Annotated in this window: 23 protein-coding genes; 11 read left to right on the top strand and 12 right to left on the bottom strand. The window is 65.8% G+C overall.

All coding sequences use genetic code 11. The features are described 5' to 3' along the window. The first annotated feature begins 2 nt into the window (after window positions 1-2). From AB4Y35_RS31370 to araH, 6 genes are all read left to right on the top strand, one after another. Window positions 3-1,358, top strand: coding sequence for an MFS transporter (locus AB4Y35_RS31370; RefSeq protein WP_368707459.1), 1,356 nt, complete (start codon window positions 3-5; stop codon window positions 1,356-1,358). Between the two features lie 40 nt (window positions 1,359-1,398). Then, a complete protein-coding gene (locus AB4Y35_RS31365) occupies window positions 1,399-2,328 on the top strand; it encodes a dihydrodipicolinate synthase family protein (RefSeq protein ID WP_368707458.1) in 930 nt (309 codons plus the stop codon). 56 nt (window positions 2,329-2,384) lie between these two features. After that, window positions 2,385-3,314 carry a Gfo/Idh/MocA family protein gene (locus tag AB4Y35_RS31360; RefSeq protein ID WP_368693731.1) on the top strand — a complete coding sequence of 310 codons (930 nt, stop codon included), beginning with the start codon at window positions 2,385-2,387 and terminating at the stop codon, window positions 3,312-3,314. Between the two features lie 56 nt (window positions 3,315-3,370). Next, a complete protein-coding gene (locus AB4Y35_RS31355; RefSeq protein WP_324151162.1) occupies window positions 3,371-4,375 on the top strand; it encodes an arabinose ABC transporter substrate-binding protein in 1,005 nt (334 codons plus the stop codon). A 55-nt stretch (window positions 4,376-4,430) separates the two neighbouring features. Continuing rightward, window positions 4,431-5,969 carry an L-arabinose ABC transporter ATP-binding protein AraG gene (gene araG / locus AB4Y35_RS31350; protein WP_368707457.1) on the top strand — a complete coding sequence of 513 codons (1,539 nt, stop codon included), beginning with the start codon at window positions 4,431-4,433 and terminating at the stop codon, window positions 5,967-5,969. Window positions 5,970-6,050: 81 nt separating this feature from the next. Next, window positions 6,051-7,061: an L-arabinose ABC transporter permease AraH gene (gene araH / locus AB4Y35_RS31345; RefSeq protein WP_368707456.1), complete on the top strand. Its 1,011-nt coding sequence runs from the start codon at window positions 6,051-6,053 to the stop codon at window positions 7,059-7,061. A 66-nt stretch (window positions 7,062-7,127) separates the two neighbouring features. On the opposite strand, the gene AB4Y35_RS31340 is transcribed toward araH, so the two are convergent. The 8 genes from AB4Y35_RS31340 to AB4Y35_RS31305 form a co-directional block, all read right to left on the bottom strand. Beyond that, window positions 7,128-7,853, bottom strand: coding sequence for a FadR/GntR family transcriptional regulator (locus AB4Y35_RS31340; RefSeq protein ID WP_110854758.1), 726 nt, complete (start codon window positions 7,851-7,853; stop codon window positions 7,128-7,130). Between the two features lie 55 nt (window positions 7,854-7,908). Further along, entirely contained in the window at window positions 7,909-8,718 is an 810-nt protein-coding gene (locus AB4Y35_RS31335) for an ATP-binding cassette domain-containing protein (RefSeq protein ID WP_368707552.1), read from the bottom strand. Then, window positions 8,718-9,731: an ABC transporter permease gene (locus AB4Y35_RS31330; protein ID WP_368707455.1), complete on the bottom strand. Its 1,014-nt coding sequence runs from the start codon at window positions 9,729-9,731 to the stop codon at window positions 8,718-8,720. Before AB4Y35_RS31330 ends, AB4Y35_RS31335 begins: the two co-directional genes overlap by 1 nt. Window positions 9,732-9,758: 27 nt before the next feature. Continuing rightward, on the bottom strand, window positions 9,759-10,862 hold the full coding sequence (locus tag AB4Y35_RS31325) for a sugar ABC transporter substrate-binding protein (RefSeq protein WP_110382594.1): 1,104 nt from the start codon (window positions 10,860-10,862) through the stop codon (window positions 9,759-9,761). A gap of 233 nt (window positions 10,863-11,095) precedes the next feature. Continuing rightward, on the bottom strand, window positions 11,096-12,241 hold the full coding sequence (gene yjfF, locus AB4Y35_RS31320; protein WP_368707454.1) for a galactofuranose ABC transporter, permease protein YjfF: 1,146 nt from the start codon (window positions 12,239-12,241) through the stop codon (window positions 11,096-11,098). Window positions 12,242-12,273: 32 nt separating this feature from the next. Further along, window positions 12,274-13,311 (bottom strand): ABC transporter permease, encoded by a 1,038-nt coding sequence (locus AB4Y35_RS31315; RefSeq protein WP_342922938.1) that lies wholly within the window; start codon window positions 13,309-13,311, stop codon window positions 12,274-12,276. After that, complete coding sequence (locus AB4Y35_RS31310; RefSeq protein ID WP_368707453.1) at window positions 13,308-14,831, bottom strand: sugar ABC transporter ATP-binding protein; 1,524 nt, start codon at window positions 14,829-14,831, stop codon at window positions 13,308-13,310. The genes AB4Y35_RS31315 and AB4Y35_RS31310 overlap by 4 nt, the downstream gene beginning before the upstream one ends. Window positions 14,832-14,926: 95 nt before the next feature. Then, window positions 14,927-15,877, bottom strand: coding sequence for an ABC transporter substrate-binding protein (locus tag AB4Y35_RS31305; protein WP_246088916.1), 951 nt, complete (start codon window positions 15,875-15,877; stop codon window positions 14,927-14,929). A gap of 286 nt (window positions 15,878-16,163) precedes the next feature. Between AB4Y35_RS31305 and AB4Y35_RS31300 the strand changes: the two genes are divergently transcribed. Continuing rightward, window positions 16,164-17,906 carry an IlvD/Edd family dehydratase gene (locus AB4Y35_RS31300; RefSeq protein ID WP_368707452.1) on the top strand — a complete coding sequence of 581 codons (1,743 nt, stop codon included), beginning with the start codon at window positions 16,164-16,166 and terminating at the stop codon, window positions 17,904-17,906. 46 nt (window positions 17,907-17,952) lie between these two features. Here AB4Y35_RS31300 and AB4Y35_RS31295 read toward each other — a convergent pair whose 3' ends face one another. Then, window positions 17,953-18,960, bottom strand: coding sequence for an NAD-dependent epimerase/dehydratase family protein (locus tag AB4Y35_RS31295; RefSeq protein ID WP_368707451.1), 1,008 nt, complete (start codon window positions 18,958-18,960; stop codon window positions 17,953-17,955). Between the two features lie 130 nt (window positions 18,961-19,090). Between AB4Y35_RS31295 and AB4Y35_RS31290 the strand changes: the two genes are divergently transcribed. Then, window positions 19,091-19,993 (top strand): LysR family transcriptional regulator, encoded by a 903-nt coding sequence (locus AB4Y35_RS31290; protein ID WP_368707450.1) that lies wholly within the window; start codon window positions 19,091-19,093, stop codon window positions 19,991-19,993. 8 nt (window positions 19,994-20,001) lie between these two features. On the opposite strand, the gene AB4Y35_RS31285 is transcribed toward AB4Y35_RS31290, so the two are convergent. After that, window positions 20,002-20,925: a LysR family transcriptional regulator gene (locus tag AB4Y35_RS31285; RefSeq protein ID WP_368707551.1), complete on the bottom strand. Its 924-nt coding sequence runs from the start codon at window positions 20,923-20,925 to the stop codon at window positions 20,002-20,004. Between the two features lie 121 nt (window positions 20,926-21,046). Here AB4Y35_RS31285 and AB4Y35_RS31280 point away from each other — a divergent pair, with 121 nt between their 5' ends. Together AB4Y35_RS31280 and AB4Y35_RS31275 are read left to right on the top strand one after the other, a co-directional pair. Further along, complete coding sequence (locus AB4Y35_RS31280; RefSeq protein ID WP_368691150.1) at window positions 21,047-21,817, top strand: transporter substrate-binding domain-containing protein; 771 nt, start codon at window positions 21,047-21,049, stop codon at window positions 21,815-21,817. Between the two features lie 46 nt (window positions 21,818-21,863). Next, window positions 21,864-22,982: a succinylglutamate desuccinylase/aspartoacylase family protein gene (locus AB4Y35_RS31275; protein ID WP_368707449.1), complete on the top strand. Its 1,119-nt coding sequence runs from the start codon at window positions 21,864-21,866 to the stop codon at window positions 22,980-22,982. A 15-nt stretch (window positions 22,983-22,997) separates the two neighbouring features. On the opposite strand, the gene AB4Y35_RS31270 is transcribed toward AB4Y35_RS31275, so the two are convergent. Continuing rightward, a complete protein-coding gene (locus AB4Y35_RS31270; protein WP_368707448.1) occupies window positions 22,998-24,200 on the bottom strand; it encodes a sensor histidine kinase in 1,203 nt (400 codons plus the stop codon). A 119-nt stretch (window positions 24,201-24,319) separates the two neighbouring features. Here AB4Y35_RS31270 and AB4Y35_RS31265 point away from each other — a divergent pair, with 119 nt between their 5' ends. Then, window positions 24,320-24,577: a hypothetical protein gene (locus AB4Y35_RS31265; protein WP_368707447.1), complete on the top strand. Its 258-nt coding sequence runs from the start codon at window positions 24,320-24,322 to the stop codon at window positions 24,575-24,577. Here the strand turns inward: AB4Y35_RS31265 and AB4Y35_RS31260 are convergent. Next, on the bottom strand, window positions 24,565-25,899 hold the full coding sequence (locus AB4Y35_RS31260; RefSeq protein WP_368707446.1) for an epoxide hydrolase family protein: 1,335 nt from the start codon (window positions 25,897-25,899) through the stop codon (window positions 24,565-24,567). The two genes, AB4Y35_RS31265 and AB4Y35_RS31260, sit on opposite strands and share 13 nt — an antisense overlap. Between the last annotated feature and the right edge of the window lie 64 nt (window positions 25,900-25,963).

Here is a 25,963-nt window from a genome sequence, read left to right as displayed (position 1 = left end):
CGATGACGAACCCGCAGGTGCTGCAACACGAAAGCCCCGCTGCACTGGCAAGCGCCAGCAGCGAGGAAAAGCACATCGTCGGCCATATCGCGCGCCGGCTTTTGCCTTTTCTCGCGCTGATCTATGTGGTGGCGTACGTCGATCGCACCGTGGTCGGCTTCGCGAAGCTGCACATGAACGCGGCCGTGGGCCTTTCCGACGCCGCCTACGGCCTGGGCGCAGGCCTCTTCTTCATCGGTTATTTCCTCTGCGAAGTGCCGAGCAATCTCGCACTCGCGCGCTTCGGCGCGCGCGTGTGGTTTGCGCGCATCCTCTTCACGTGGGGCGTGATCACGATGCTGATGGCGCTCGTGAGCGGCCCGAAGAGCTTCTACGCGCTGCGCTTCCTGCTGGGTGCGGCCGAAGCCGGTCTCTATCCCGGCATTCTGTATTTCCTCACGCAGTGGTTTCCCATGCGGCACCGCGCGCGCGTGATCGGCCTGCTCGTGCTCGCGCAGCCCATTGCCGGCATCGTCACGGGCCCGATCGCGGGCGCGCTGCTCGAAACGCACGGCTTTTTCGGCATGTCGAACTGGCAGACGCTTTTCGTCGTGAGCGGCCTGCCTGCCGTGCTGCTGTGCATTCCCACGCTGCGTCTGCTGCCCGAATCGCCCGCGCACGCACCCTGGCTCGACGACACCGAGCGCCGCTGGATCGCGCGCGAACTCGCCGCCGACCAGCGGGCCTACCAGCTCGACACGCATCGCAACCCGTTTAGCGCGCTCAAGGACCGCCGCGTGCTGCTGCTTGCGCTGCTGTTCCTGCCGTTTCCGCTGTGCATCTATGGTTTGTCGCTCTGGTTGCCTACCATTATCAAGGCGTTCGGCGTGAGCGATTCCACGGCGGGCCTGCTTTCCGCGGTGCCGTATCTGTTCGCGGTAGCGGGCCTGCTGATCGTGCCGCGCCATTCGGACAAGCATCGCGAACGCTACGGCCACATCGTCGTGGTCTCGGGCGTCGCGGCGCTGACGATGGCCGCGAGCGCGTGGTTTCACGCGCCGGCGCTGCAACTGCTGTTCATCTGCCTGACCGCATTTTCGATCTACTCGATTCAGGCCGTGGTCTGGGCGCTGCCCGGCGAGTTCCTCACCGGCGCGAGCGCGGCCGTGGGGATCGCGACGATCAACTCGCTCGCGAACCTCGGCGGCTATCTCGGCCCCTATGGCATCGGGCTCATCAAGGACGCGACGGGCAGCCTGGCGGCCGGGCTTTACTTTCTCGCGGCCACGCTGGTGTTCGCGGTGCTCGTGACGTTCGCCGTGCGCGCGGTGCTGCGCACGCCTCGCCGCAGCACTGCAGAGCTGGCGAGCGAATCGTGAAGGCGCGGCCTGACACCCTTTCTCAAGCAGGACTGAAGACATGACTACGAGCCGTACGCCCCGCTTCCGGGGCATTTTCCCCGTCGTGCCGACCACGTTCACCGAAACCGGCGAACTGGATCTGGCCAGCCAGAAGCGCGCCGTCGATTTCATGATCGACGCCGGTTCCGACGGCCTGTGCATTCTCGCGAACTTCTCGGAGCAGTTCTCGCTCTCCGACGACGAGCGCGAACTCATCACGCGCACCGTGCTCGAGCACGTGGCGGGCCGCGTGCCCGTGATCGTGACGACCACGCACTACGGTACGCCGGTTGCCGCCGCACGCAGCAAGCGCGCGCAGGAGCAGGGCGCGGCGATGGTGATGCTCATGCCGCCGTATCACGGCGCGACCTTCCGCGTGCCCGAGCAGCAGATTTACGACTTCTACGCGCGCGTGTCCGACGCGATCGACATTCCGATCATGATCCAGGACGCACCCGCGAGCGGCACGGTGCTCTCCGCCGCGTTCCTCGCGCGTATGGCCCGCGAAATCGAGCAGGTCTCGTACTTCAAGATCGAAACGCCGGGCGCGGCGAACAAGCTGCGCGAGCTGATCAAGCTGGCGGGCGAAGCCGTCGAAGGCCCGTGGGACGGCGAAGAGGCCATCACCCTGCTCGCGGACCTGAACGCCGGCGCGACCGGCTCGATGACGGGCGGCGGCTTCCCGGACGGCATTCGCCCGATTATCGTCGCCCACCGCGAAGGCCGCGCCGACGACGCATTCGCGCTATACCAGAAGTGGCTGCCGCTCATCAATCACGAAAACCGCCAGGCGGGCATGCTCGCCTGCAAGTCGCTGATGAAGGAAGGCGGCGTGATCGAGTGCGAACTGCCGCGCCACCCGCTGCCCGCGATGCATCCCGCGACGCGCGCCGAGCTGATCGACATTGCGCGCCGCCTCGATCCGCTGGTGCTGCGCTGGGGTAAGTAGATCATTCGTCATGCAGAATAAAAAATCTCCCTGAAAAGAAGGGGCGGAGATACGTCATGAAAGCGTCCTATACGTTGGGTATCGTCGGCGTCGGCAAGATTGCGCGCGACCAGCATCTGCCCGCCATCGCGGGCAATCCGGGCTTCGAACTCGTCGCGGGCGCGAGCCGCAACGCGCAGGTCGAGAACGTGCGCAACTACAAGGACATCGGTGCGCTGCTGGCCGCCGAGTCCGATCTCGACGCCGTCTCGCTGTGCGCGCCGCCGCAGGTGCGCTACGCGCAGGCGCGCGCCGCGCTCGAAGCGGGCAAGCACGTCATGCTCGAAAAGCCGCCCGGTGCGAGCGTGAGCGAAGTCGAGGCGCTGCGCGAACTCGCGCAAAAGCGCGGCCGCACGCTGTTCACCACGTGGCATTCGCGCTGCGCGAGCGCCGTCGAACCCGCGCGCGCGTGGCTCGCCGAGCGCACCATTCGCGCCGTGCACGTGCGCTGGAAGGAGGACGTGCGCCGCTGGCATCCGGGTCAGCAGTGGATCTGGGAACCGGGCGGCCTCGGCGTGTTCGATCCGGGCATCAACGCGCTTTCGATCGTCACGCGCATCCTGCCGCGCGAAGTGCTGCTGCAGGGCGCGACGCTGCATGTGCCGAGCGATTGCTCGACGCCGATCGCGGCGGAACTCGACTGCATCGACACCGATGGCGTGCCCGTGCGCGCGGAGTTCGACTGGCGCCACGGTCCGGTCGAGCAATGGGAAATCGATGTGGAAACCACGGACGGCCTGCTCTCGATCGCGGAAGGCGGCAAGCGCCTCGCGATTGCGGGCGAGCCGGTCGCGCTCGACGCGGAACGGGAATATTCGGCGCTCTATGAGCGTTTTCACTGGTTGATCGCCCACGGCACCGACGACGTGGACGTGCGCCCGCTGCGCCTCGTGGCGGACGCGTTCCTGCTCGGCAGGCACGTCGAAGTCGAGGCCTTCGGGCATTAAAGACGCTTCCTTTAAGCATTACACACGCAGCACACCACACCTGAGGAGACAGGAGCATGACCAGCAAGATCCGCCGTTTGACCCTTCGTGCCGCATTCGCGGCGATGTGCATCGCCCCGCTCGGCATGAACGTGGCGGCGCACGCCGACTCGCCCGTGAAGATCGGCTTCCTCGTGAAGATGCCGGAACAGGCATGGTTCATCAACGAGCAGAAGGCCGCCACGGCGCTCGGCCAGAAGGAGAACTTCTCGGTGGTGAACATCGGCACGCCGGACGGCGAGAAGGTGCTCGCCGCCATCGACAACCTCGGCGCGCAAGGTGCACAAGGCTTCGTGATCTGCGCGCCGGACGTGCGTCTCGGACCGGCCATCCAGGCGCGCGCCAAGCGCTACAACATGAAGTTCGTGACGGTGGACGACCAGCTCGTCGACTCGTCGGGCAAGCCGCTCGGCAGCGTGCCGCACCTCGGCATGTCGGCGCTCAAGATCGGCAATCAGGTCGGCCAGGCGATCACCGACGAAATGAAGCGCCGCGGCTGGAAGCCGGAAGAAGTGGGTGCGCTGCGTATCACCGACTATGAACTGCCGACGGCGAAGCTGCGCACGGACGGCGCGACGCAGTCGCTGCTGGCCGGCGGCTTCAAGAAGGAAAACATCTTCGACGCGCCGCAAAAGACCACCGACGACGAAGGCGGCTTCAACGCGGCGTCGCCGGTGCTCGCCCAGCATCCGAACATCAAGAAGTGGGTCGTGTTCGCGCTCAACGAAGAAAGCGTGCTGGGCGCCGTGCGCGCGACCGAACAGCTGCACATCCCGTCGGCTGACGTAATCGGCGTGGGCATCAACGGCGCAGGCGAAGCGTTCGCCGAGTTCCAGAAGAAGCAGCCTACGGGCTTCTACGGCACGATCGCCGTGAGCTCGACGAACCACGGCAAGGAAAGCGCCGAGAACCTCGTCGAGTGGATCCGCGACGGCAAGCAGCCGGCCGCCGACACGCAGACCACCGGCAAGCTGATGACGCGCGACAACTGGACGGCCGTGCGCAGCGAGCTGGGTATCTAAGCACTGCGTAGAAGACTGAGGCGAAGCAAAGGGCAGGGATGCAATGACTGAAACCATGACTGACGCGAACGTTCAGGCGAACGCGGTGAAGGGCGCTCAACAGGGGAATCGCGCGTATCTGGAGCTCGACGGCATTACCGTGAGCTTCCCGGGCGTGCGCGCGCTCGACCGCGTGGCGCTGGAAGTGCGTGCCGGCGAAGTACACGGCTTGATGGGCGAGAACGGCGCGGGCAAATCCACGCTGCTCAAGGTGCTCTCGGGCGTGAACCAGCCGCAGGAAGGCACGCTCGAGCTGGGTGGCGTGGAGCACCGTTTCACGACCACCAAGGCGGCGCTCGAAGCGGGTATCGCGATCATCTATCAGGAACTGCATCTCGTGCCCGAGCTGACGGTGGCGGAAAACCTGATGCTCGGGCGGTTGCCCAATCGCCTCGGCGTGCTCGACGAAGGCACGCTCGTCAAGCGCGCGATGGATGAACTCAAGCGGCTTGGCGAGCGCATCGATCCGCGCACGCCGGTGAAGAACCTCTCCATCGGCCAGCGCCAGATGATCGAAATCGGCAAGGCGCTCATGCGCGACGCGCGCGTGATCGCCTTCGACGAACCGACCAGCTCGCTCTCGGCGCGCGAGACGGAGAACCTCTTTCGCATCATCAACGCGCTGCGCGCGGACGGCCGCGCGATCATCTACGTCACGCACCGCATGGACGAAGTCTATGAGCTGTGCGACCGCGTGACGGTGTTCCGTGACGGCAAGCGCATCGAAACGTTCGACTCGGTGGCCGATCTCGACCGCAATCGTCTGATTGCGGCGATGGTGGGCCGCTCGATCGAGGACGTGTACGGCTATCGTGCGCGCGAAGCGGGAGACGTGCTGCTCGAAGCGAAGGGCCTGCTGGGTCCCGGGCTGGCCGAGCCGGTGTCGTTCACGGCGCGGCGCGGCGAGATCGTCGGCTTCTTCGGGCTCGTGGGCGCCGGACGCTCGGAACTCATGAAGCTGATTTACGGTGCGACGCGCGCCAGCGCGGGCCACGTCGAACTCGACGGCAAGCGCGTCAATTTCGCCAGCCCCCGCGACGCCGTGCGCGCGGGCCTCGCCCTGTGCCCCGAGGACCGCAAGCAGGAAGGCATCGTCGCGATCGCCTCGGTGGCCGACAACCTCAACATCAGCGCGCGCCGCCACTTCAGCCCCGCGCGCTTCCTGCTCGACGCGCGGCGCGAGCGCGACCTCGCGCAGGACTACATCAAGAAACTCGCGATCAAGACGCGCAACGGCGACACGGCCATCGGCACGCTCTCGGGCGGCAACCAGCAGAAGGTGATTCTGTCGCGCTGGCTCGCCGAACGCATCGAGGTGTTCCTGATGGACGAGCCCACGCGCGGCATCGACGTGGGCGCGCGCGCCGAGATCTACAACCTGCTGTACGAGCTCGCCGAAGCGGGCAAGACCGTGATCATGGTGTCGAGCGACCTGGCCGAAGTGATCGGCGTTTCGGACCGCATCATCGTCATGCGCGAAGGCCGGATTGCCGGCAGCCTGCCGAAGGCCGAAGCCTCGCCCGACGAACTGATCAAGATGGCGCTGCCGCGCTAACGCCTGTTTTTTTGCCTTGCCGGTCGCGTCTGAAACGTCTTCAAGCGACGCTCGCGACCGATCCGAAACGATGAACCAGAAATGAGTGAAGCCATGCAGCCACAGGGCACGCCTACCGTCAACGAAGCCGCCGCGCCGATTACCCCCCAGCGCGCGCGGGCCTGGGACATGATCAACAAATCGGGCATCGCGGTGGTGTTCGTGGTGCTGTTCGCGGTGCTATCCGCCACGGTGCCCGACTTCCTCACGACCCGCAACATTCAGGGCCTGCTGCTCTCCGTCACGCTGATCGGCTCGATCGCCGTCACGATGATGTTCGTGCTCGCGCTCGGCGAGGTCGATCTTTCGGTCGCCTCGATCGTGGCGTTCGCGGGCGTCGTAGCCTCCACAGTCATCACGCAGTCGCATAGCGTGCTGCTCGGCATTATCGCGGGCGTGCTCGCGGGCGGCGCGGTCGGGCTCGTCAATGGCGTGCTGATCGCGCGCTTCAAGATCAACTCGCTGATCGCCACGCTCGCGATGATGGAAGCGGTGCGCGGCCTCGCGTTCCTCACCTCGAACGGCGACGCCGTGATGATCTCCGAAGAGCGCTTCTTCGATCTGGGCGGCGGCTCGTTCCTCGGCATCTCGTTCCCGATCTGGAGCAACATCATCGGTTTCGTGGTGTTTGGTTTCCTGCTCAAGAAGACGGTGTTCGGCAAGAACGTGCTCGCGGTGGGCGGCAATAGCGAAGCGGCGCGTCTCGCCGGCCTGCCGGTCACGCGCATCAAGATCACGGTGTTCGTGCTGCAAGGGCTCATTACGGGCTTTGCGGGCGTGATGCTGGCCTCGCGCATGAGCCTCGGCGACCCGAAGACCTCGGTGGGTCTCGAGCTCGGCGTGATCTCGGCTTGCGTGCTGGGCGGCGTGTCGCTCACGGGCGGCGTGGCGACGATCTCGGGCGTGCTGGTGGGCGTGCTCATCATGGGCTCGGTGCAGGACGCCATGAGCCTCATGAACGTGCCGACGTTCTATCAGTACCTGATTCGCGGCGGCATTCTGCTGCTCGCGGTGCTGTTCGACCAGTACCGCCGCAGCAAACGCGCAGTGTGAGGGAAGGGCACGTCGACGCGCCGCAATGCGCCGCTGGCGCGGCGGCGCGTCAGTAGTCGGCGAGCCTCAGGTTTCCAGCCCCGCCCCGCCCAGAATCGACTTGGCATCGGCGCGCGCATTGTCGAGCTGCACGACGCTCGCCTGCCGCGCCGCGAGCGCGTCGCCGTGCTCGATCGCCGTGAGAATCGCCTTGTGGCGCGGCAACGAAAGCGCATGCGTGTTGGGATGGCGGCTCGTGAGCTTGATCGACTCGGAAAGCGCGAGCGAGAGCATGTTGCCGATGTACGCCAGCATGTTGTTGTGCGTGGCCGCCATGATCGCGCGGTGGAATTCCAGATCGGGCTCGAGCAGATCGGCAGCGGTTTGCGCCTGCTCCATGCGCGCGTAGGCCGCGGTAATGCGGGCGCGGTCTTCGTCGTTTGCTGAAATCGCGGCGAGCGCCGCGGCGGCGGGTTCGATGATCTGCCGCACGGTCATGAGCGAGCGGAAGAACTCGCCTTCGGGAATGCTGTTGACGGTCCAGTAGAGCACGTCGGGGTCGAGCATGTGCCATTCTTCGCGCGGCCGCACGACACTGCCCACGCGCGGCTTCGAAACCACGAGGCCCTTGGCGACCAGCACGCGCGTGGCCTCGCGCAGCACGGGGCGGCTCACGCCGTAGGTTTCGCACAGCGTGGGTTCGGGCGGCAGGCGCTGCCCGGGGGCCAGCGTGCCGCCTACGATCTGCATGCCGAGCTCCTGCACGATGCGCGCGTGCATGCTCTTGCGTTTCTCTAGATTGCGGTAATCCATGATTGTCCGGCCGGGGGCTACCCGATCGGAGCGTCCCCCATGTATGTGGGAACCATTACGCGCTGGTGGCGCGCATGGCCCGATATTCCCGCCGCACGATATCCATCAGTTCAGCCACCGATGTATTGGCGCTGTGCTGCTCGTATGTCACGCGGCCTCGCTGCATCAACATGATGCGATCCGCAATATCGAGCGTCTGCGCATAGTTGTGCATGATCATGATAATCGATAGGCCGCCTTTTTCCTTCAAACGCATGATGAGATCGATGATGAGACCCGCTTCGCGCGCTCCCATCGCGGCGAGCGGCTCGTCGAGCAACAGGATCTTTGCGTTCGAATGCACGGCGCGCGCCACCGCGATCGCCTGGCGCTGACCGCCCGAAAGCCGCTCCACAGGCAGGTCCACGGAGGGCACGTGCACGCCGATGTCGTCGAGTAGCTGTGCCGCGCGCTGGCGCATCTGCTTGTGGTCGAGCAGTCTGAAGGGCCCGCGCCGCACGATCTCGCGGTTCAGGAACATGTTGTGGTAAATGCTCAGCGAATTGGCGAGCGCGAGGTCCTGATAAACGCATTCGATGCCGAGCGAGCGCGCATGGTCCACCGAGCGCAGCAGCGTTTCGCTGCCGTCGATCTGCAGCGTGCCGCTCGTTTGCTGATGAAAACCCGTGAGGATTTTCACGAGCGTGGACTTGCCCGCGCCGTTGTCGCCGAGAATGCCGAGGATTTCGCCGCGGCCTAGCGTGAGCGACACGCCGTCGAGCGCCGTCACCGCGCCGAAGCGCTTGACGATGTTGTCGCCCCGCACCGCGAGCGGCGCGTCGGCCGTGGCGGTTGCACCGCCGGGGGAGGCTTGCGATTCGTCCATCATCGGCTCCCTTTGCGGCGCAGGCGCCCAACGTGGATGTTGAAGACCATGGCGGCGAGAATCGCGGCGCCGAGGATGATGTTGAAGGTGAACGCGTTGATGCCGATGAGCGTGAAGCCATCGTTGAGAATGCCGAGCACCGCCGCGCCGATCAGGCCGCCCACGATCGTGCCCGAGCCGCCCGTGAGCGGCGTGCCGCCGATCACGGCCGAAGCCACGGCGAGGAACATGATCTGGTTGCCGCCCGCCTGCGGGTCGATCGAGGTGATGCGAAAGCCTTCCAGAATGCCGGTGAAGCCCGCGAGCACGGCGGCAATGATGAAGTTGCCGAGGCGCAGCCGGTTCACATGAATACCGGCCTCGCTCGCACCGATCGGATTCGCGCCGGCCGCCTGTGTATGCAGGCCCCAGCGCGTGTGGCGCAGCAGCACGTGCATGGCAAACGCGATCGCGATCGTCCAGAGGATCTCGCTATAGCCCCACGCGCCCATGAAGGCCGCGAACTCGGGCGAGCCCGGCGTCTGCACCGGCGTGCCGCGCGAAATGGTGAGCGTGATGCCGTTGATGAGGAAGAGCGTGCCGAGCGTCGTGACGAACGAGGGCAGGCGCAGCCACACGGTCACGGCCCCGTTCACGAAGCCGACGATGCCCGCGGCCACGAGCCCCGCGATCACGGCGAGCCACATGGGCGCGCCCGCGTCGTTGGCGAACACCATCATGAACGGCGCGAAGGCGAACACCATGCCTGCCGACAGATCGATGTCGCCGCCGATCATCAGCATGATTTCGCCGAACGCGATGATCGCCACCGGCGCGATGAACTGCGAGAGGTTGACGAGACTCGCGTTGGTGAGCAGGAAATCCCGGTTGGAAAATTCGAAGTACGCCGCGAGGATCATCGCCACGAGCAGAATGCGCAGCTCGGGCGCCCACGCGGAGAGCCATTGCCCGCGCGGGCGGGCAGCAGCCCGCGCGGAGACTTCAGCCTTGCCTGTTTCGTTCACAGAGTTCATCACTCGTCGTTCGTTACGCGCTGTTTGTTAAGACTTGATCGCACCGCTCATCGGCACGATTTGCGGCTTGGTGGTCTTGCCTTCGAAACGCGTCGAGGTGTTCAGGTACGGCTCGACCGTTTCCTTCGTCACGAACTTCAGGCCCGTGTTGGTGTCGGCGGGGCCGACCAGACCGCCCGAGGCGAGCGTGACGAACGCCTGCATCACCGTGTAGAAGCCCTGCACGTAAGGCTGCTGGTCGATCGTGAAGTCGAGAAAGCCTTCGTGGATGAGCTGGACCGTGGTCGGCAAGAGGTCGAAGCCGCCGCCGTGCACGCCCTTCGAAGGCAGGTTGTTTTCCTTCATCACCTGCGCGACGCCCTGCGTGCTGCCCGCATCCACGGCGAACATGCCCTTCAGGTCCTGGTGGCCGAGGTAGAACGACTTGATCTTCGAAAGCTCTTCGTTGACGGTCGCGCCCGTGGCCACGGTCTGGATGTCGATCTTCTTGCCGGACTTCTTGATGGCGTCGCTCGCGCCGTCCAGACGCGGCTGGATGTTGAGCTGGCCAGGCGTGGCGATGAAGAGACCGACGAGGCCGCTGTCGATCAGGCTCACGATGCGCTCGCCCATCTGGTAGCCCGAGAGATACAGGTCCTGGCCGATATAGGCGAGGCGCGGGTTCTTCTTGCCGCGCGGCGCGTCGGCGTTATAGGCGAAGACCGGAATGCCCGCGTCGAGCGCCGCCTGAATGGGCTTGTCGAAGGCGGTGGGGTCGACGATCGGCACCGCGATCGCGTCGGCCTTCGCGGCGATGGCGGCATTCACGGCGCGCACCATTTCGCCCGCGTCGGACGTGGCCGAGCCGGTCCACTGGTAGTCCATGTTGAGCAGCGAGCATGCGTCCTGAATGCCGTATTGCGTCGGCACGAAGAACGGATTCGTGGTGACGTGATTGACGAACACGATCTTCCACTTCTTGTGCGAAGGAAAGCCCGATTCGGCAGCCTGCGCCGTGGAAATGAAGCCGCCGCCGCCCACCGCACCGAGCAGCGAAAGCGCCGCGCCCAGTCCCGCACCCTGCATCAGGCCGCGCCGGCCCGTGTCGATCAAGCTCTTACCGTCTTTTGCGTCATCCCGATCCTGCGCCATGTTTTCCTCCGGTCTTGTCATCGTGGTCGATGTAGGCGACTTTTCGTCGAAAAGCGTGCAGATACTGGCCAGTACCGGGGGAACGCGCGAGACATCCGCAGCGAACATGAGTTCGCCAGGCGCCGACGGTACCGCAAAAATCTTAGTGCAGCGTGATGAGGCCTCCTAATCCATGTATACCCCTAACTACTCCATAGGCCCTGCCGTGGCGAGGATCGTCCATGACAAGCGGCTTACGCACCGCCTTTCGCCTCCTGCATGTGCGGCGGCGGGCTGGCGAGCTTGGCCTGGTCCATCGGCGCGGCGGCTTGCGTGCGCGGACGGGCGATGCGCGGTGCGCCGCGTCCGGTGCCGGTGGACTTGCGGCGCGCGGCGTGGCGCTCGGTGGCGCGCTGCATGAGGCAGAACGCGCAGAGGAGTGCGCCGATCACGATGCGCGTCCACCACGAGCTGAGCGTGCCGTCGAAGGTAATGAGCGTCTGGATCGTGCCCAGAATGCCCACGCCGAACACCGAGCCGATCACATAGCCCACGCCGCCCGTGAGCAGCGTGCCGCCGATCACCGTCGCGGCGATGGCGTCGAGTTCCATGCCCTGCGCCTGTAGTCCGTAGCCCGACAGCACGTAGAGCGTAAACACGACGCCGCCGAGCGCCGAGCAAAAGCCCGAGAGCGCATACACGCCAATCTTGGTGCGCGCCACCGGCAGGCCCATGAGCAGCGCGGAGCGCTCGTTGCCGCCGATCGCGTAGACGTTGCGGCCAAAGCGCGTGAAGTGCGCGATGACGATGCCGGCAGCAAGCATGGCGATGGCCGTGAGCGAACCCGTGGTGAGCGAGCCGCTGCCTACCGGAATGTTGAATTCGGAAAGCGCGTGGAAACCGGGGTCGTTGATCTGGATGGATTCGGTGGTGATGAGAAAGCAGGTGCCGCGCGCGAGGAACATGCCCGCGAGCGTGATGATGAAGGGCTGCAGCCGGAAGAAGTGGATCAGCGCACCCATTGCCGCGCCATAGAGCGCGCCGCAGAGCAACACGAGCGGCACGACGACGAGCACGGGCCAGTGCAGCTTCTCGGTGCCCACGGCGCAGAGGATCGTCGTGAGCGCGACCACGGCGCCCACCGAAAGATCGATGCCGCCCGAGATGATCACGAATGTCATGCCGATGGCGACGATCAGCAGGAACGCGTTGTCGACCAGCAGCCCGAAGGCCACCTGTAGCGAGAAGAAGCCGGTGTACATGACCGAGCCGAAGCCGAACAGCACGGCAAACAGCACGACGGTCACGACGATGGGCAGCACGCGCGGATCGACGAAGCGGGTGGCGCCGCGCCGGCACGCTGCGAGCGTGTTCGAAAAGGACAGGGCAGGGCGGTTCATGCTCGGCTTCCCCCGAATGGGTGCATGGCGACTCAGGCGCGCGCGCGGCGCGCGAGCGCGATGCGTTTGAGTTGTTGAAAAGCGAAGGTGCGCGCGGCGGGCGACTGGATCAGGCACACGAGCAGCACGACCACGGCCTTCACGACGAGCGTGGCCTCGGGCGGCACGCCGATCGAATAGGTGGTGTAGGTGAGCGTCTGGATGATGAGCGCACCGAGCACCGTGCCCGCGAGACTGAAGCGCCCGCCCAGCAGCGACGTGCCGCCGAGCGTCACGGCGAGAATGGCGTCGAGTTCGAGCAGCAGGCCCGCGTTATTGCCGTCGGCGCTGCGTACGTTCGAGCTGATGAGAATGCCCGCAATCGCGGCGGTCACGCCGCAGAACGCATACGCGCCGAACACCACGGCTTGCGACGACAGGCCCGCAAGCCGCGCGGCCACTGGATTCACGCCGATCGAGCGGATGAACAGGCCGAGCGCCGTGCGGTTGACGATGAGGGCAGTGAGCACGGTCACGGCGAGCGCAATCCACACGGCGCACGGGATCAGCGCGAAATAGCCGCCGCCCGCGAACAGATAACCGGGCGCGCCGATGGGGATGATCTGGCCGCCCGTGAGCAGCTGCGCCACGCCGCGGCCCGCCACCATCAGGATGAGCGTGGCGATGATCGGCTGCATGCCGACGAACGCGACGAGCAGCCCGTTCCAGATGCCGGCGAGCAGGCCCACCGCGAGCGCCGCGCCGAACGCCAGGCCCACGCGCGAAGGATCGGCGGCGAGCACCGTGGCGGCCGCCGCACCCGCGATCGCCACGACGGCGCCCACGGAAATGTCGATGCCGCGCGTGGCGATCACGAGCGTCATGCCGAGCGACACCACGACGAGCGGCGCGGCACGCATGAGAATGTCGATGGGCGCGCCGAACAGGTGGCCGCCCAGCATCGTGATCGAGAGGAAATTGCCGCGATGCACGACGTCGACGACGAACAGCGCGATGAGCGTCACCGCGGGCCACACCAGCGGATGCCGGATGACGAGCGAAAGCCAGGCGGGCAGGGCGGGGCGCGTCATCGACGGTCTCCGGCAATCAGGTCGTAGACTTCGTGCTCCGAGCGCGCCGCGCCCGAAAGCTCGGCCACCTTGCGCCGGTCGCGCAGCACGGCGATGCGGTCGGAGACACGCACCACCTCGCTGATCTCCGACGAAATGAACAGGATGCCGAGGCCCTTCGCGCAGAGCGCGCGCACGCGGTCCATGATCTCGAACTTGGCGGCCACGTCGATGCCGCGCGTCGGTTCGTCGAGGATCAGCAAACGCGGTTTGGTCGCGAGCCAGCGCGCGAGCAGCACCTTCTGCTGGTTGCCGCCCGAGAGTAGGCCGATGGGCTGCTCGGCGTCGCGCGCCTTGATGCCGAGCTGCTCGATATATTCGTTGGCCAGTTCGCGCTGGCGCGAGCGCCGGATCATGCGCCACCAGCCGAGTTGCGCCTGCAGCGCGAGCACGATGTTTTCGCGGATCGACAGATCGGCGACGATGCCTTCCTTCTTGCGGTCTTCGGGGCAATAGGCCATGCCGTGGCGCACGGCGTCGCGCGGCGAAGAAAGCTTCACGGCCTTGCCGTTGATGTGCACCGTGCCCGCATCGGCCTTGTCCGCGCCGAACAGCAGCCGCGCGGTTTCCGTGCGGCCCGAGCCGAGCAGGCCAGCGAGGCCCAGAATCTGGCCCGGCTGCACTTCCAGATCGAGCGGATTGAGCACGCCGCGGCGCGCCACGCCTTGCGCCGCAAGGTACGGTTCGGCGTTCGTTGCCGCCGTTTCGCTGTGTGCGGCTTCGGCTTGCGTGAGCCGCTCGCCCGCGTTCTGCAGGCCCACCATCTTCGCGACCAGCGTTTGCACGGGCAGATCGGCGGCGAGATATTCGCCCTCGCGCTCGCCGTTGCGCATCACCGTGATGCGATCGGAGATCGCGTAGGTCTGCTCGAGAAAATGCGTGACGAACAGGATCGCGATGCCCGACGCTTTCAGCTTGCGCAGCACCTCGAACAGGCGCGCGACTTCGCCTTCGTCGAGGCTCGAAGTCGGTTCGTCGAGAATGAGGATGCGCGCATCGACGGACACCGCGCGCGCGATTGCCACCATCTGCTGCATGGCGATGGGGTAGGTGTCGAGCGACTGCGTGACGTCGAGCGATAGATTCAGTTCTGCCAGCGCTTCTTCCGCGCGGCGATGAATCGTTTTCCAGTCGATCAGGCCGAGGCCGCGCTTGCGCGGCTGGCGGCCCGCGAAAATGTTCTCCGCCACCGAGAGGTTCGGGCAGAGATTGACCTCCTGGTAGAGCGTCTGGATGCCGGCGGCTTCCGCCATCTGCGGCGTCGGGAAGTGCACCGCCTCGCCCGCGAGGCGTATTTCGCCGGCCTCGGGCTGGTGCACGCCGGTCAGCACGTTGATGAGCGTGGACTTGCCGGCGCCGTTCTGCCCCATCAGCGTATGGATTTCGCCGGGGTACAGACGAAAATCGACCCGGTCGAGCGCACGCACGCCGGGGAAGGTTCGGGTAAGACCGACGGTTTCGAGTATCGGGGAAACGCTCATGGGCAACCGTGAAAGAGGCCAGAGCGCGCGGGGTGCTATGTAAACCCTTTAAATACTAAGGGTTACGAAGCACGCCGCGCCGCTTGCAGCGAAGTTTAGTACTTGCGCGACGGGAGCACCTGCGCCGCCACGTCCTCCGGGAACACCGTTTCGTTCGTCACGATGCGCTTGGGCAACTGCTTGCCCGCCACGACGTCCTTCACGGCGCTCATGAGCTGCGGCCCGAGCAGCGGGCTGCACTCCACATCGACGTTCATTTTGCCGGCGATCATCGCCTGGAAGCCGCCCTTGGTGGCGTCGAACGACACGACGCTGATGTCCTTGCCCGGCTTCATGCCGGCTTCTTCCATGGCCTGGATCGCGCCGAGCGCCATGTCGTCGTTATGCGCGTAGACGACGTTGATCTTGTTTCCATACGTCTTCGCGAACGCTTCCATGACCTGCTTGCCGCCGGCGAGCGTGAAGTCGCCGCTCTGCGAAGCGATGATCTTGAACTTCGGATCGTTCTTGATCACTTCCATGAGGCCCGAGTGACGGTCGTTGGCCGGCGCGGAACCCACGGTGCCCTGCAGCTCGACGATATTGATCGGACCGGGGTTGTCCTTGTAGTGATCTTCAAGCCACTTGCCCGCACGGCGGCCTTCTTCCATGAAGTCCGAACCGATCATCGTCACGTAGAGCGACTGGTCCTTCACGTCGATGTTGCGGTCCGTGAGGATCACGGGAATCTTGGCGCGCTTGGCTTCCTGGAGCACCGGCTCCCAGCCCGATTCCACCACGGGCGAGAACGCGATCACGTCCACCTTCTGCGCGATATACGAGCGGATCGCCTTGATCTGGTTTTCCTGCTTCTGCTGGGCGTCCGAGAACTTGAGGTTGATGCCGGCGTCTTTCGCGGCCTGTTTGACCGACACCGTGTTGGCCGTGCGCCAGGCGCTTTCCGCGCCGACCTGCGCAAAACCTAGCGTGATCTGCTTGTCTTCGGCGTGTGCGACACCCGCCGCCAACGAGAAAGCGGCCGCCGCAGCGACCAACCCGCTTACCATGCGTGTTGCCAGTTTCATGCGTGTCTCCGATGTAGCTCTGCGCGTTGTATTTCTTTAATTCATGGCGCTACACCCGCGTCCATCACGGCCGGACAGTATCACGAGAAGTATCGCGCCATCCCTGGCCTCCGGTTATATCCTCTCGGTATACCGTTAGCCGCCCCTGCTGACCACAATAGACAAACTATATGCAACGGCCGAAACGGATTCGATTAGCGTTTTCCCGATAATCGCGGTCCATATAGTCATGCTATTTATAGGACTTTCTCACTAAGTGGGCAAAGCCATGAACACCCGTAAGCCCAAGCTTCGCTCGGCCGCGTGGTTCGGCACCACGGACAAAAACGGCTTCATGTACCGGAGCTGGATGAAGAATCAGGGAATACCGGATCACGAGTTCGCCGGCAAGCCGATTATCGGCATTTGCAACACGTGGTCGGAACTCACACCCTGTAACGCGCATTTTCGCAAGCTCGCCGAGCACGTCAAACGAGGCATCTACGAAGCCGGCGGATTTCCTGTCGAGTTTCCCGTGTTCTCGAACGGCGAGTCGAACCTGCGGCCCACGGCCATGTTCACACGCAACCTCGCTTCGATGGATGTTGAGGAATCCATACGAGGCAATCCGGTCGATGCCGTCGTGCTGCTGGTGGGCTGCGACAAGACCACGCCCGCACTGCTGATGGGCGCGGCCAGTTGCGACGTGCCTGCGATTGCCGTGACCGGCGGGCCGATGCTCAACGGCAAGCACGAAGGTCGCGATATCGGTTCGGGCACGGTGGTGTGGCAACTGAGCGAGCAGGTGAAGGCGGGCAAGATTTCGATTCACGAGTTCATGTCGGCGGAGTCGGGCATGTCGCGCTCGGCGGGCACCTGCAACACCATGGGCACGGCTTCGACCATGGCGTGCATGGCCGAAGCGCTGGGCGTCACGCTGCCGCACAACGCGGCGATTCCGGCGGTGGACGCGCGCCGCTACGTGCTCGCGCACATGTCGGGCATGCGCATCGTGGAGATGGCGCTCGAAGACCTGCGCCTCTCGAAGCTGCTCACGCGCGCGGCGTTCGAGAACGCCATTCGCACGAACGCGGCGATCGGCGGCTCGACCAATGCGGCGATCCATCTGAAGGCGATCGCGGGACGCATCGGCGTGCCGCTCGAACTCGACGACTGGACGCGCATCGGGCAAGGTACGCCGACCATCGTCGACCTGCAGCCATCGGGCCGCTTTCTGATGGAGGAGTTCTATTACGCGGGCGGCTTGCCCGCCGTGCTGCGGCGCCTCGGCGAAGCGAACCTGCTGCCGCATCCCGATGCGCTCACGGCCAACGGCAAGACGCTGTGGGAAAACGTGCGCGAAGCGCCCATTCACAATGCCGAAGTCATTCGCCCGCTCGACAATCCGCTCGTGGAAGACGGCGCGCTGTGCGTGCTGCGCGGCAATCTCGCGCCGAATGGGGCGGTGCTGAAGCCGTCGGCGGCCACGCAGAAGCTGTTGAAGCATCGCGGGCCTGCCGTGGTGTTCGAGAACTTCGACGACTACAAGGCGCGCATCGGCGATCCCGATCTCGACGTTACCGCCGATTCGGTGCTCGTCATGAAGAACTGCGGGCCCAAGGGTTATCCGGGCATGGCCGAGGTGGGCAACATGGGCCTGCCGCCCAAGCTGCTCGCGCAGGGCGTGACCGACATGGTGCGCGTCTCGGATGCGCGCATGAGCGGCACGGCGTACGGCACGGTGGTGCTGCACGTGGCGCCTGAAGCGCGCGCGGGCGGCCCGCTCGCGATCGTGCGCGACGGCGACTGGATCGAGCTGGACTGCGAGAAGGGCGTGCTGCGCGTGGATATCAGCGACGAGGCGATCGTCGCGCGGCTCGACGAGTGGGCCGCGAACCAGCAGCCCATTCCCGCCGATCGCAGCGGGTATCGCAAGCTTTATGTCGAGCACGTGTTGCAGGCCGATGAGGGCTGCGATTTCGACTTCCTGGTGGGCTGCCGCGGCTCGGACGTGCCGAGCCACTCGCATTGAGATTCGGAATCCATATCAAAGCGCGCGGCGCAGGCAAGCGTAACCCTTAAGCTGCCTTTGGCGCGCGCTCGTCGGCGCCGAGGCAGTTCAGGCCCATGAGCGTCGCCTCGACGGCTTCGTCGAGCGGCGTATGCGGCTCGCGCCCGAGTTCGCGGACGAGGCGGGCGTTGTCGAGCTGCAACGGCTCGCTCCACAAATAGCGCATCTCCATCAGTTCGCGCAGCGTCGTCACGAACGGCGAGATGGCGCGCATGAAGGCCCAGGCGAAGGGCTTGCTTTGCGGCTTCAGGCCGTGGCGCCGGGCGACGCGGCAGATCGCTTCGACGAACTGCGAGCCATCGGCATCCCAGTGGCCGGCCATGTGGAACACCGCGAACGCGGGCAGCGTGTCGCGCCGTTCGATCAGCTCGAGCATCGTGCGCGCGACGTCGGGCACGTACGACCACGCGTGGCCCACGCCGCGCGTCCCCGGCTGGCGCACGACCTGCACCGGCTCGTCACGCTTCACGATGCCTTGCGCAAACCAGCTGTTGCCCACGTGCGGCCCGAAAAAGTCGCCCGCGCGCACGACGATCGAGCGCACGCCATGCTCGCTCGCGGCCCGCATGCGCCGCTCCAGTTCCACGCGAATCGCGCCCTTGCGCGTGAGCGGCTTTTGGGGCGAATCTTCACGCAGCACCGGGAAGGTGTCGGGCCCGAAGTTGTAGACGGTGCCCGGCAGCACGACGGTCGCGCCCACGGCGGCCGCGGCGGCGAGCGTGTTGTCGATCATCGGCAGCACGACTTCCGCCCAGCGCCGGTACCCGGGCGGGTTCACGGCGTGCACGATCACCGCGCAACCCTGCGCGGCGCGGACCACCGCTTCGCGAGAGAGCGCGTCGCCGTCGACCCACTCGATGGCGCCGGCCGCCGCCGCGCCCGGCGCACCGCCGCGCCGCAGCGCGCGGACTTGCCAGCCGGCGTCGCGCAACTGGCGCGCGACTTCGCTGCCGATTCCGCCGCTGGCGCCGAGTACGAGTGCGCGGTTCTGTCGATTGATGGGGGTGGCGTTCATGCGGGTTCTCCTGACGGGTGAGCTGTGATGAGGGGCATTCTGCGCCGCATGCCGTCAATAGAAAATTGGCGAAAATAGACCATAAGCTATACATTTATGCATAGATTGCGATCTGAATTGGGGACGAAGTATGGCCGACAAGGAACCGAACTGGGAGTGGTATCGGAGCTTTCTGCAGGTCCTGGAAAGCGGCTCGCTCTCGGCGGCCGCCCGCGCGCTGGGCATCACGCAGCCGACCGTTGGGCGCCACATCGAAAGTCTGGAGGCGGCGCTGGGACTCACGCTGTTTACCCGCTCGTCCGATGGGTTCTCGCCAACCGAGGCGGCGAATGAGTTGCGGCCGTACGCCGTCGGCCTTGCGATGACCTCGGCAGCCTTGCGTCGCGCGGCGAGCAGTCACGGATCGGGCGTGCGCGGGACGGTGCGGCTGACGGCGAGCGAAGTGATCGGCGTCGAGGTCTTGCCGCCGATCCTCGCGGCGTTGCGCCACGAATATCCGGAGCTGAGGATCGAACTCGTGCTGTCAAACAGGGCGGACGACCTGCTGCGCCGTGAAGCGGACATTGCGATACGCATGTTCCGGCCGGTGCAGGAGGCGCTGATCGCCAGGCGTGTTGGCGCGATCGACGTCGGGCTGCATGCCCACGAACGCTATCTGGCGCTTCATGGCGTGCCGAAGTCGATGAAAGAGTTGCCGCGCCATTCGCTCATCGGCTTCGATCACGAGAACGCGTTCATTCGCTCGGTTCAGCCCAGGTTCGCCGCCTACAGCCGCAATAACTTTGCATTTCGCGCCGACAGCGATCTTGCGCAGCTGGGCGCGATACGCGCTGGCTTCGGCATCGGCGGGTGCCAGGCGCCGTTGGCGGCCAGAGACCCGAAGCTGGTTCGCGTCCTGCCCGACGAGTTCTCGCTGAGTCTGGATACGTGGGTGGCCATGCACGAGGATTTGCGCACAAGCGCGCGCTGCACCGTAACGTTTGCGGCGCTGGCGTCGGGGCTTGGTGCCTATATACAAGGACAAGGCGCGTAACAACTGCCTCAACGCGGCGCACGGCCTGCCCGTGCATACGAAGCCAGCATCGTCGCGAGTTCCTGTGCGGCAGGCGTGAGCGGCACGGCCGCGCGCTGCAGCAAACAGACCTGCTGCGCCGCCGGCCGCTCGGCGATCCTGATGCGCGTGAGCCGCTCGGCAAACGGGCCGCGCGCGGCGACCACCGACGACTCCAGCGCGAGGCAATCCGTCTCGCTGACCCAATGCAGCGTTTCGAACAGCCCCTCCACCGTCGCGACGATGCGCGGCGCCGGCAGGCCGTGGTCGGTGAAGAACGTCGTGAGCCGGCTCGAAGCGAAGGCGTCGGCGATATTGGGCGAGCGCGTCGCGAGCCAGTCGCAGTGCGTGAGCGAGCGCAGCGTGCGCGCCCCGGCCTTCGGATGATCGCGGCGGCAGACGACGACCGGGTCCGACGGGTAAAGCTCCGTCACCGAAAGATCGGTCGTATCGGTCTGGTCCGAAACGAGGGCGAGCGCGAAATCGAGCGTGCCTTCGCGTATCCACGAAATCATCATGCGCGAGGTGCCCGTGCGCAGGCGCAGCGCCACGCGCGGAAACCGCGTGCTGTACTGCCCGAGCACGGGCACGAGCGCGTCCATGAGCGGATCGGTCGTCAGGCCGAACGCGACTTCGCCCGCGTAATCGCCGCGCAGTTGCTGCGCCTCTTCGCTCGCGCGCTCGCACTCGCCGAGAATCGATGCCGCTCGCACCAGCATGCGCTGCCCGAGCGCCGTGAGCGTCACGCCGCGATTCGTGCGTGTGAGCAGCGGGCCGCCCAGTTCGACTTCGAGATTCTGCAACTGCTGCGTCACGCCGCTCTGCGCCACGCCGAGCGCGCGCGACGCCGCCCGCACACTGCCACGCTGGGCGACGGCGACGAAGACGCGCAACTGGGAGAGCGTGAGACTCATGGGCGACGACTGGCTGTGATCGGTATGAGTGATCATGATAGACGAATTCGAGCTTTTCCCGAACGCAGCGTCGTCCTACCATCGGTCGGCAGGAGACCCCCACGTTCACTGATCGCTCATCATGAAAAAAATCCCGTCGATCCTTCTTTCGCTCGCGCTGGCCCTGAGCAGCAATGCCTTCGCGCGCGAGGGCGACATCGTGCGCCTCGGCATCGATCCGACCTATCCGCCCATGGACGCCAAGGCACCCGACGGCTCACTCAAAGGCTTCGACGTCGATCTCGGCAACGAGATCTGCCGCCGGATTCACGCGCGTTGCCAGTGGGTCGAGCTGGAGTTCTCGGGCATGATCCCGGCGCTGCAGGCGCGCAAGATCGACGCGATCATGTCGTCGATGGCGATCACCGCGAAGCGCGAGCAGCAAATCCTCTTCACGTCGAAGCTGTTCCAGTTCAAGTCGCGGCTCGTCGCGCGCAAGGGCGCCCCGTTCGGCGCCACCGCGCAGTCGCTGGCCGGCAAGTCGGTCGGCGTGCAGGCGGGCACGCAGTTCGAGACTTATGCGCTCGCGAACTGGGCGCCGGCGGGCGTGCACGTCGTCACCTACAAGAGCCAGGACGAAGTGTTCGCCGACCTCGTCAACGGGCGGCTCGACGCCGCACTGCTGGGCTACGTCGAAGCCGACTACGGCTTCCTGCGCACGCCGCAAGGCGACGGCTTCGCGTTTGCCGGCGGCCCGCTCTCGATGGGCGACCGCGGCACGGGCATCGGCATGCGCAAGGACGAGACCGCGCTGCAGGCGCAGATGAACGACGCGATCGCGTCCATGCTCAAGGACGGCACCTATGCGCAGATCGCGCATCGCTATTTCGACTTCGATCCGTACGGCAACTGAGCGGCAACTGAGCCGCTGCACACATTTTTGAAACCGCATTGAATTCATGAACCAGCAATCGATTCCGCTCCTGAGCGCCACGCCGGGCACGCACCGCGAACTGACCAGCTTCCATTTCGGCCCTGCCGACGCACCCCAGAAGGTCTATATCCAGGCGTCGCTGCACGCCGACGAAACGCCCGCCATGCTGACGGCCGTGCTGTTGCGCACGCAACTGGCGGAACTCGAGGCGCAAGGCGCGCTCGCCGCGCAGGTAGTGCTCGTGCCGCTCGCCAATCCCGTGGGCCTGAACCAGCACGTTCTTGGCCAGTTCATCGGCCGCTTCGATCTCGCGAGCGGCAGGAACTTCAACCGGCATTTCCACGCGTTTCCGAAGCTGCTCGCGCGCGCGAAAGAGATGCTCGGCGCGGACGTCGAGCGCAACCGCGAGCTGATCCGGCAGTTGATGCGCGAAGCGCTCGACGCGCAGGGGCCGCTCACGGAATTCGATTCGCTCCAGTTGGCGTTGCTCAGGCTCTCGCATGATGCCGATCTCATCATCGACCTGCATTGCTCGCTCGAGGCGGTCATGCACGTGTACACGAGCGAGGCCGGCTGGCCCGATGTCGAGCCGCTGGCCCGCTACCTCGGCTCGCGCGCGCAACTGCTCGCCACCGATTCGGGCGCGCAGGCATTCGACGAGGCGCATAGCCTGCTGTGGTGGCAACTGCGTCAACAGATGCCGGCCACGCAGCCCGTGCCCGCCGGACCTACCGCGGTGACGATCGAGTGCCGCGGCCAGCGCGACGTGTCGTGGGAAAGCGCGCAGCAGGACGCCGACGCGCTGATCGATTATCTGCGCTGGCGCGGTGCGCTCACCGGCGGCGACGTGAAGCCGCTGCCGGAGCTGCTGATGCCGGCCACGCCGCTCGCCGGGAGCGCGCAATTCTATGCACCGTGCAGCGGCATTCTCGTGCACCGCGCGCAAATCGGCGCGTGGATCCGTGAGAACGACCCGCTCTTCGACATCGTCGATCCGATGACGGGCGCAACGACGACGGTGAAGAGCACCGCGGAAGGCGTTTTCTATATGCGCAGGGCGATTCGCTTCGTCACGGCCGGCGCGCCGCTCGGCCGCGTCACGGGCACGCGGCCGATACGCAGCGGCGTGCTGCTGGGGGCTTGAGGGGAGCGTGTCGCGTCAGGCGTGCCGCGCTTTGTCCATCGGCACGATCACGCGCACCCAGAGGCCGCCCTCGGGATGATTGCCGATCTTGAGCTTCGCGTTGCAGAGGCGCGCGAGGCGCCGGACGATCGACAGGCCCATGCCCCAATGCGAGTCGAGCCGGAGGCTCGACTCGCGCGAGGCCGGCAACGGCGACGCCGGCGCGCCACCTTCGGGCAGACCCGCCGCTACGCCTTCGCCGTGGTCCCGCACGCTCAAGGTCCACGAGCGCGGCCCGCGCGCCGTGCAGATCTCGATGGGCGGCTTGCCGTGCGCCTGGGCGTTGCCCACGAGATTGTCGACGAGCCGCACGAGCGCGGCGCGCGGCAGCGCAAACGCCTCGCCGGCGTCCAGCCGCAGCACGATGCTCGCGTCCGCGTTCGCGCCGTAGACGAAGCGGTCCTTCAGATACGCGTCCACGTTTACGGCCGCATGATTCGCGCCGCCCTGGCCGGCCGTGTCGACGAACTGGCGCGCGAGGTCCTGGAAGAGATCGATGTCCTCGACGAGCGCCACGCGCAAGTTCCAGCGCGTGACGGTCATCGCATACACGCGCAACCGCGCCACCCGCGATTCGGTCATCCGCAGGAAAGCGGCGAAGGTGGCCGACTGGTCCTCGACCGCGCCGCTGCGGCGGCACAACATATCGCCGATCGCGCGGGCGAGGCCGTGCAGCTTGCGCGGGCAATCCAGGGGCGCGAGCGCGGGTGCCGGCCCGGTTTCGCTCGTCGCGACGCGCAGGGTGGCGATCATGGCGAGCAGATCGTGGCGCACCGTCCGCAGCCACCAGGCGCGCAATGCGAACAGCAATACGCAGAGCGCCAGCATGAGCGCCGCGAACCGCGCATCGAACCCGCGGACGGCCATCTTCAGGCGCGTGACGCCGGACGAACAGGCTTCGCGCAGATAGGCGGTGTTCGAGGCCGTCCCGGCAGGCGGCGCCCAGATGGCATCGCGCAGATGGGGCGCCACCTCGGGGCCGAGATTGACGATGTCCGGCTTGATCGAGACCAGTGGGGCGATCCCACGGACGCTCGCACCTTGCGCGGCCAGCTCCAGTTCCAGTTCGGCGTCCTGCTGCTGGGCGGCCTGCGGCGCGGAAGCCGGTTCGAATGCCGTGTCGCCGAAATAGAGCAGCGATTCCGCATCGAGATATCGAAAACCGACTTGCACCAGCATCAACGACGCCATCCACAGCAGGAATATCCGGGCAAACAAAACAATCACCTTTCTTTTTTTGACATCGAAGTTTGACTTGCGCCCGCGGGCGCACGGTTGAAACAGCCGCAAATCGGGCTATGACCGGCATTGTCCGCGAAGTGCGCGATTTTCTATTCGTGGAAAAGCGCCGGGATTTGCGCCGTTTTTTCCCGTTGAGCGATCCTGGCGGTCTCGCGTCGTGCAGTATTTGGGAGAAGGGGCGGCCGTTGTATCCGTCCGTCGCACGGGCGCTCCGTGGCTTTTGCCGCTGGCGATGGCGCGAGCCTTCGGAGTCCTTGGTAAAATCGCCGGACACCCGAAAGCTCACGCGTGCGGCATTGCGTCAGGCGGGCTGACGCAGCGTCCGGAAGGTCGCGCGAACTTCTTCCGTGAACGCGGCAGGCTGCTCCCATGCGGCGAAATGGCCGCCTTTCGGAAGTCGATTGTAGTGAACCAGCCTGGGGTAGGCGCGTTCTGTCCAGCTCTTCGGCGCGGCGTAGATTTCGTCCGGGAAGACGCTCACGCCAACCGGCAGCTCCACATGCTTGGGCTCGAAAAAGTTGAGCTTGTTTTCCCAATACAGGCGCGCGGAGGAGACCGCCGTCTTCGTCAGCCAGTAGAGCGTGACGTTGTCGAGCACGTCGTCCCTCGTCAGGCCTTCGGGCTGGCCCGCGAACACGCGCGCGATCATCGCCTGACCGCTCGCGTCGTGGTCGAGCATCCATGCAGCGAGGCCGACCGGCGAATCCTGGATGGCGTAGAGCGTTTGCGGGCGGTTCGCCATTTCGAGCGCGTAGCCCAAGCCGTGCTTGTAAAAGTAATCGAGCTGGTCGTACGCGTGCTGCTCTTCCGGAGAAAGCCCGGCCGGGGGCGGCGTGCCGTCCTTGAGCGACTTGGCGACGGCGTCGGGCACGGTCGCGGGCATGTTGGTGTGAATGCCCACGAGTCCTGCCGGCTTGAGCAGCGCGAGCTGTTCCGTCACGGCATTGCCCCAGTCGCCCCCTTGCGCGGCGTAGCGCTTGTAGCCGAGCCGGTCCATCAGCACGACCCAGGCGCGAGCGACACGCTGCGGGTCCCAACCGGTCTTCGTCGGCTTGCCCGAGAAACCGTAGCCCGGCAGCGAAGGAATGACGACGTGGAACGCGTCGGATGCGCTCCCGCCATGCGCGGTCGGATTGGTCAGCGGTTCGATGATCTTCAGCTGCTCGATGATCGAGCCGGGCCAGCCGTGCGTGACGACGATCGGCAGCGCGTTCTCGTGCTTCGAGCGCACATGAATGAAATGAATATCGAGCCCGTCGATTTCCGTGACGTATTGCGGCAGCGAGTTGAGCCGCGCTTCCACCTTGCGCCAGTCGTAGTCGGTGGCCCAGTAGCTGGCGAGCCGTTGCATGGTGGCGAGTTGCACGCCTTGCGAGGCGTCGTCGACCGTTTCGCGCTCGGGCCATTGCGTCGCGGCGATGCGCCGCCGCAGATCGGTCAGCGCCGCTTCCGGGGCATGCACGCGCAGCGGGCGAATCGAAGACGGATCGCCGGCGGCGATCTGCGTGAGTCCGCCGGCCGACGGCTTCGATTCCGCGAAGGCGAAGCGGCTCAATGCGGCGCCTGCAAGCGTGACGGCAGCGGCGCCGATGAAGCGCCGGCGCGAAAGCGGTGTGGGATGAAGATCGTTTGACATAGCAATTCCTGATGGTGACGTTGGACCGTGGCGAGCAGGATGCACTGGACGTGCGTATGCCTTC

The organism is Paraburkholderia sp. EG286A (assembly GCF_040965375.1).
Classification (GTDB): Bacteria; Pseudomonadota; Gammaproteobacteria; order Burkholderiales; family Burkholderiaceae; genus Paraburkholderia.
Note: the sequence above shows the minus strand (reverse complement) of the source record. Positions and strands in the feature narration are given on the sequence as shown.

Bases quoted from the DNA above. Each gene is read 5' to 3' on its own strand.
- AB4Y35_RS31370 (WP_368707459.1), top strand. From the start codon at position 3: ATGACGAACCCGCAGGTGCTGCAACACGAAAGCCCCGCTGCACTGGCA.
- AB4Y35_RS31365 (WP_368707458.1), top strand. From the start codon at position 1,399: ATGACTACGAGCCGTACGCCCCGCTTCCGGGGCATTTTCCCCGTCGTG.
- AB4Y35_RS31360 (WP_368693731.1), top strand. From the start codon at position 2,385: ATGAAAGCGTCCTATACGTTGGGTATCGTCGGCGTCGGCAAGATTGCG.
- AB4Y35_RS31355 (WP_324151162.1), top strand. From the start codon at position 3,371: ATGACCAGCAAGATCCGCCGTTTGACCCTTCGTGCCGCATTCGCGGCG.
- araG (WP_368707457.1), top strand. From the start codon at position 4,431: ATGACTGACGCGAACGTTCAGGCGAACGCGGTGAAGGGCGCTCAACAG.
- araH (WP_368707456.1), top strand. From the start codon at position 6,051: ATGAGTGAAGCCATGCAGCCACAGGGCACGCCTACCGTCAACGAAGCC.
- AB4Y35_RS31340 (WP_110854758.1), bottom strand. From the start codon at position 7,853: ATGGATTACCGCAATCTAGAGAAACGCAAGAGCATGCACGCGCGCATC.
- AB4Y35_RS31335 (WP_368707552.1), bottom strand. From the start codon at position 8,718: ATGGACGAATCGCAAGCCTCCCCCGGCGGTGCAACCGCCACGGCCGAC.
- AB4Y35_RS31330 (WP_368707455.1), bottom strand. From the start codon at position 9,731: ATGAACTCTGTGAACGAAACAGGCAAGGCTGAAGTCTCCGCGCGGGCT.
- AB4Y35_RS31325 (WP_110382594.1), bottom strand. From the start codon at position 10,862: ATGGCGCAGGATCGGGATGACGCAAAAGACGGTAAGAGCTTGATCGAC.
- yjfF (WP_368707454.1), bottom strand. From the start codon at position 12,241: ATGAACCGCCCTGCCCTGTCCTTTTCGAACACGCTCGCAGCGTGCCGG.
- AB4Y35_RS31315 (WP_342922938.1), bottom strand. From the start codon at position 13,311: ATGACGCGCCCCGCCCTGCCCGCCTGGCTTTCGCTCGTCATCCGGCAT.
- AB4Y35_RS31310 (WP_368707453.1), bottom strand. From the start codon at position 14,831: ATGAGCGTTTCCCCGATACTCGAAACCGTCGGTCTTACCCGAACCTTC.
- AB4Y35_RS31305 (WP_246088916.1), bottom strand. From the start codon at position 15,877: ATGGTAAGCGGGTTGGTCGCTGCGGCGGCCGCTTTCTCGTTGGCGGCG.
- AB4Y35_RS31300 (WP_368707452.1), top strand. From the start codon at position 16,164: ATGAACACCCGTAAGCCCAAGCTTCGCTCGGCCGCGTGGTTCGGCACC.
- AB4Y35_RS31295 (WP_368707451.1), bottom strand. From the start codon at position 18,960: ATGAACGCCACCCCCATCAATCGACAGAACCGCGCACTCGTACTCGGC.
- AB4Y35_RS31290 (WP_368707450.1), top strand. From the start codon at position 19,091: ATGGCCGACAAGGAACCGAACTGGGAGTGGTATCGGAGCTTTCTGCAG.
- AB4Y35_RS31285 (WP_368707551.1), bottom strand. From the start codon at position 20,925: ATGAGTCTCACGCTCTCCCAGTTGCGCGTCTTCGTCGCCGTCGCCCAG.
- AB4Y35_RS31280 (WP_368691150.1), top strand. From the start codon at position 21,047: ATGAAAAAAATCCCGTCGATCCTTCTTTCGCTCGCGCTGGCCCTGAGC.
- AB4Y35_RS31275 (WP_368707449.1), top strand. From the start codon at position 21,864: ATGAACCAGCAATCGATTCCGCTCCTGAGCGCCACGCCGGGCACGCAC.
- AB4Y35_RS31270 (WP_368707448.1), bottom strand. From the start codon at position 24,200: ATGCTGGTGCAAGTCGGTTTTCGATATCTCGATGCGGAATCGCTGCTC.
- AB4Y35_RS31265 (WP_368707447.1), top strand. From the start codon at position 24,320: ATGACCGGCATTGTCCGCGAAGTGCGCGATTTTCTATTCGTGGAAAAG.
- AB4Y35_RS31260 (WP_368707446.1), bottom strand. From the start codon at position 25,899: ATGTCAAACGATCTTCATCCCACACCGCTTTCGCGCCGGCGCTTCATC.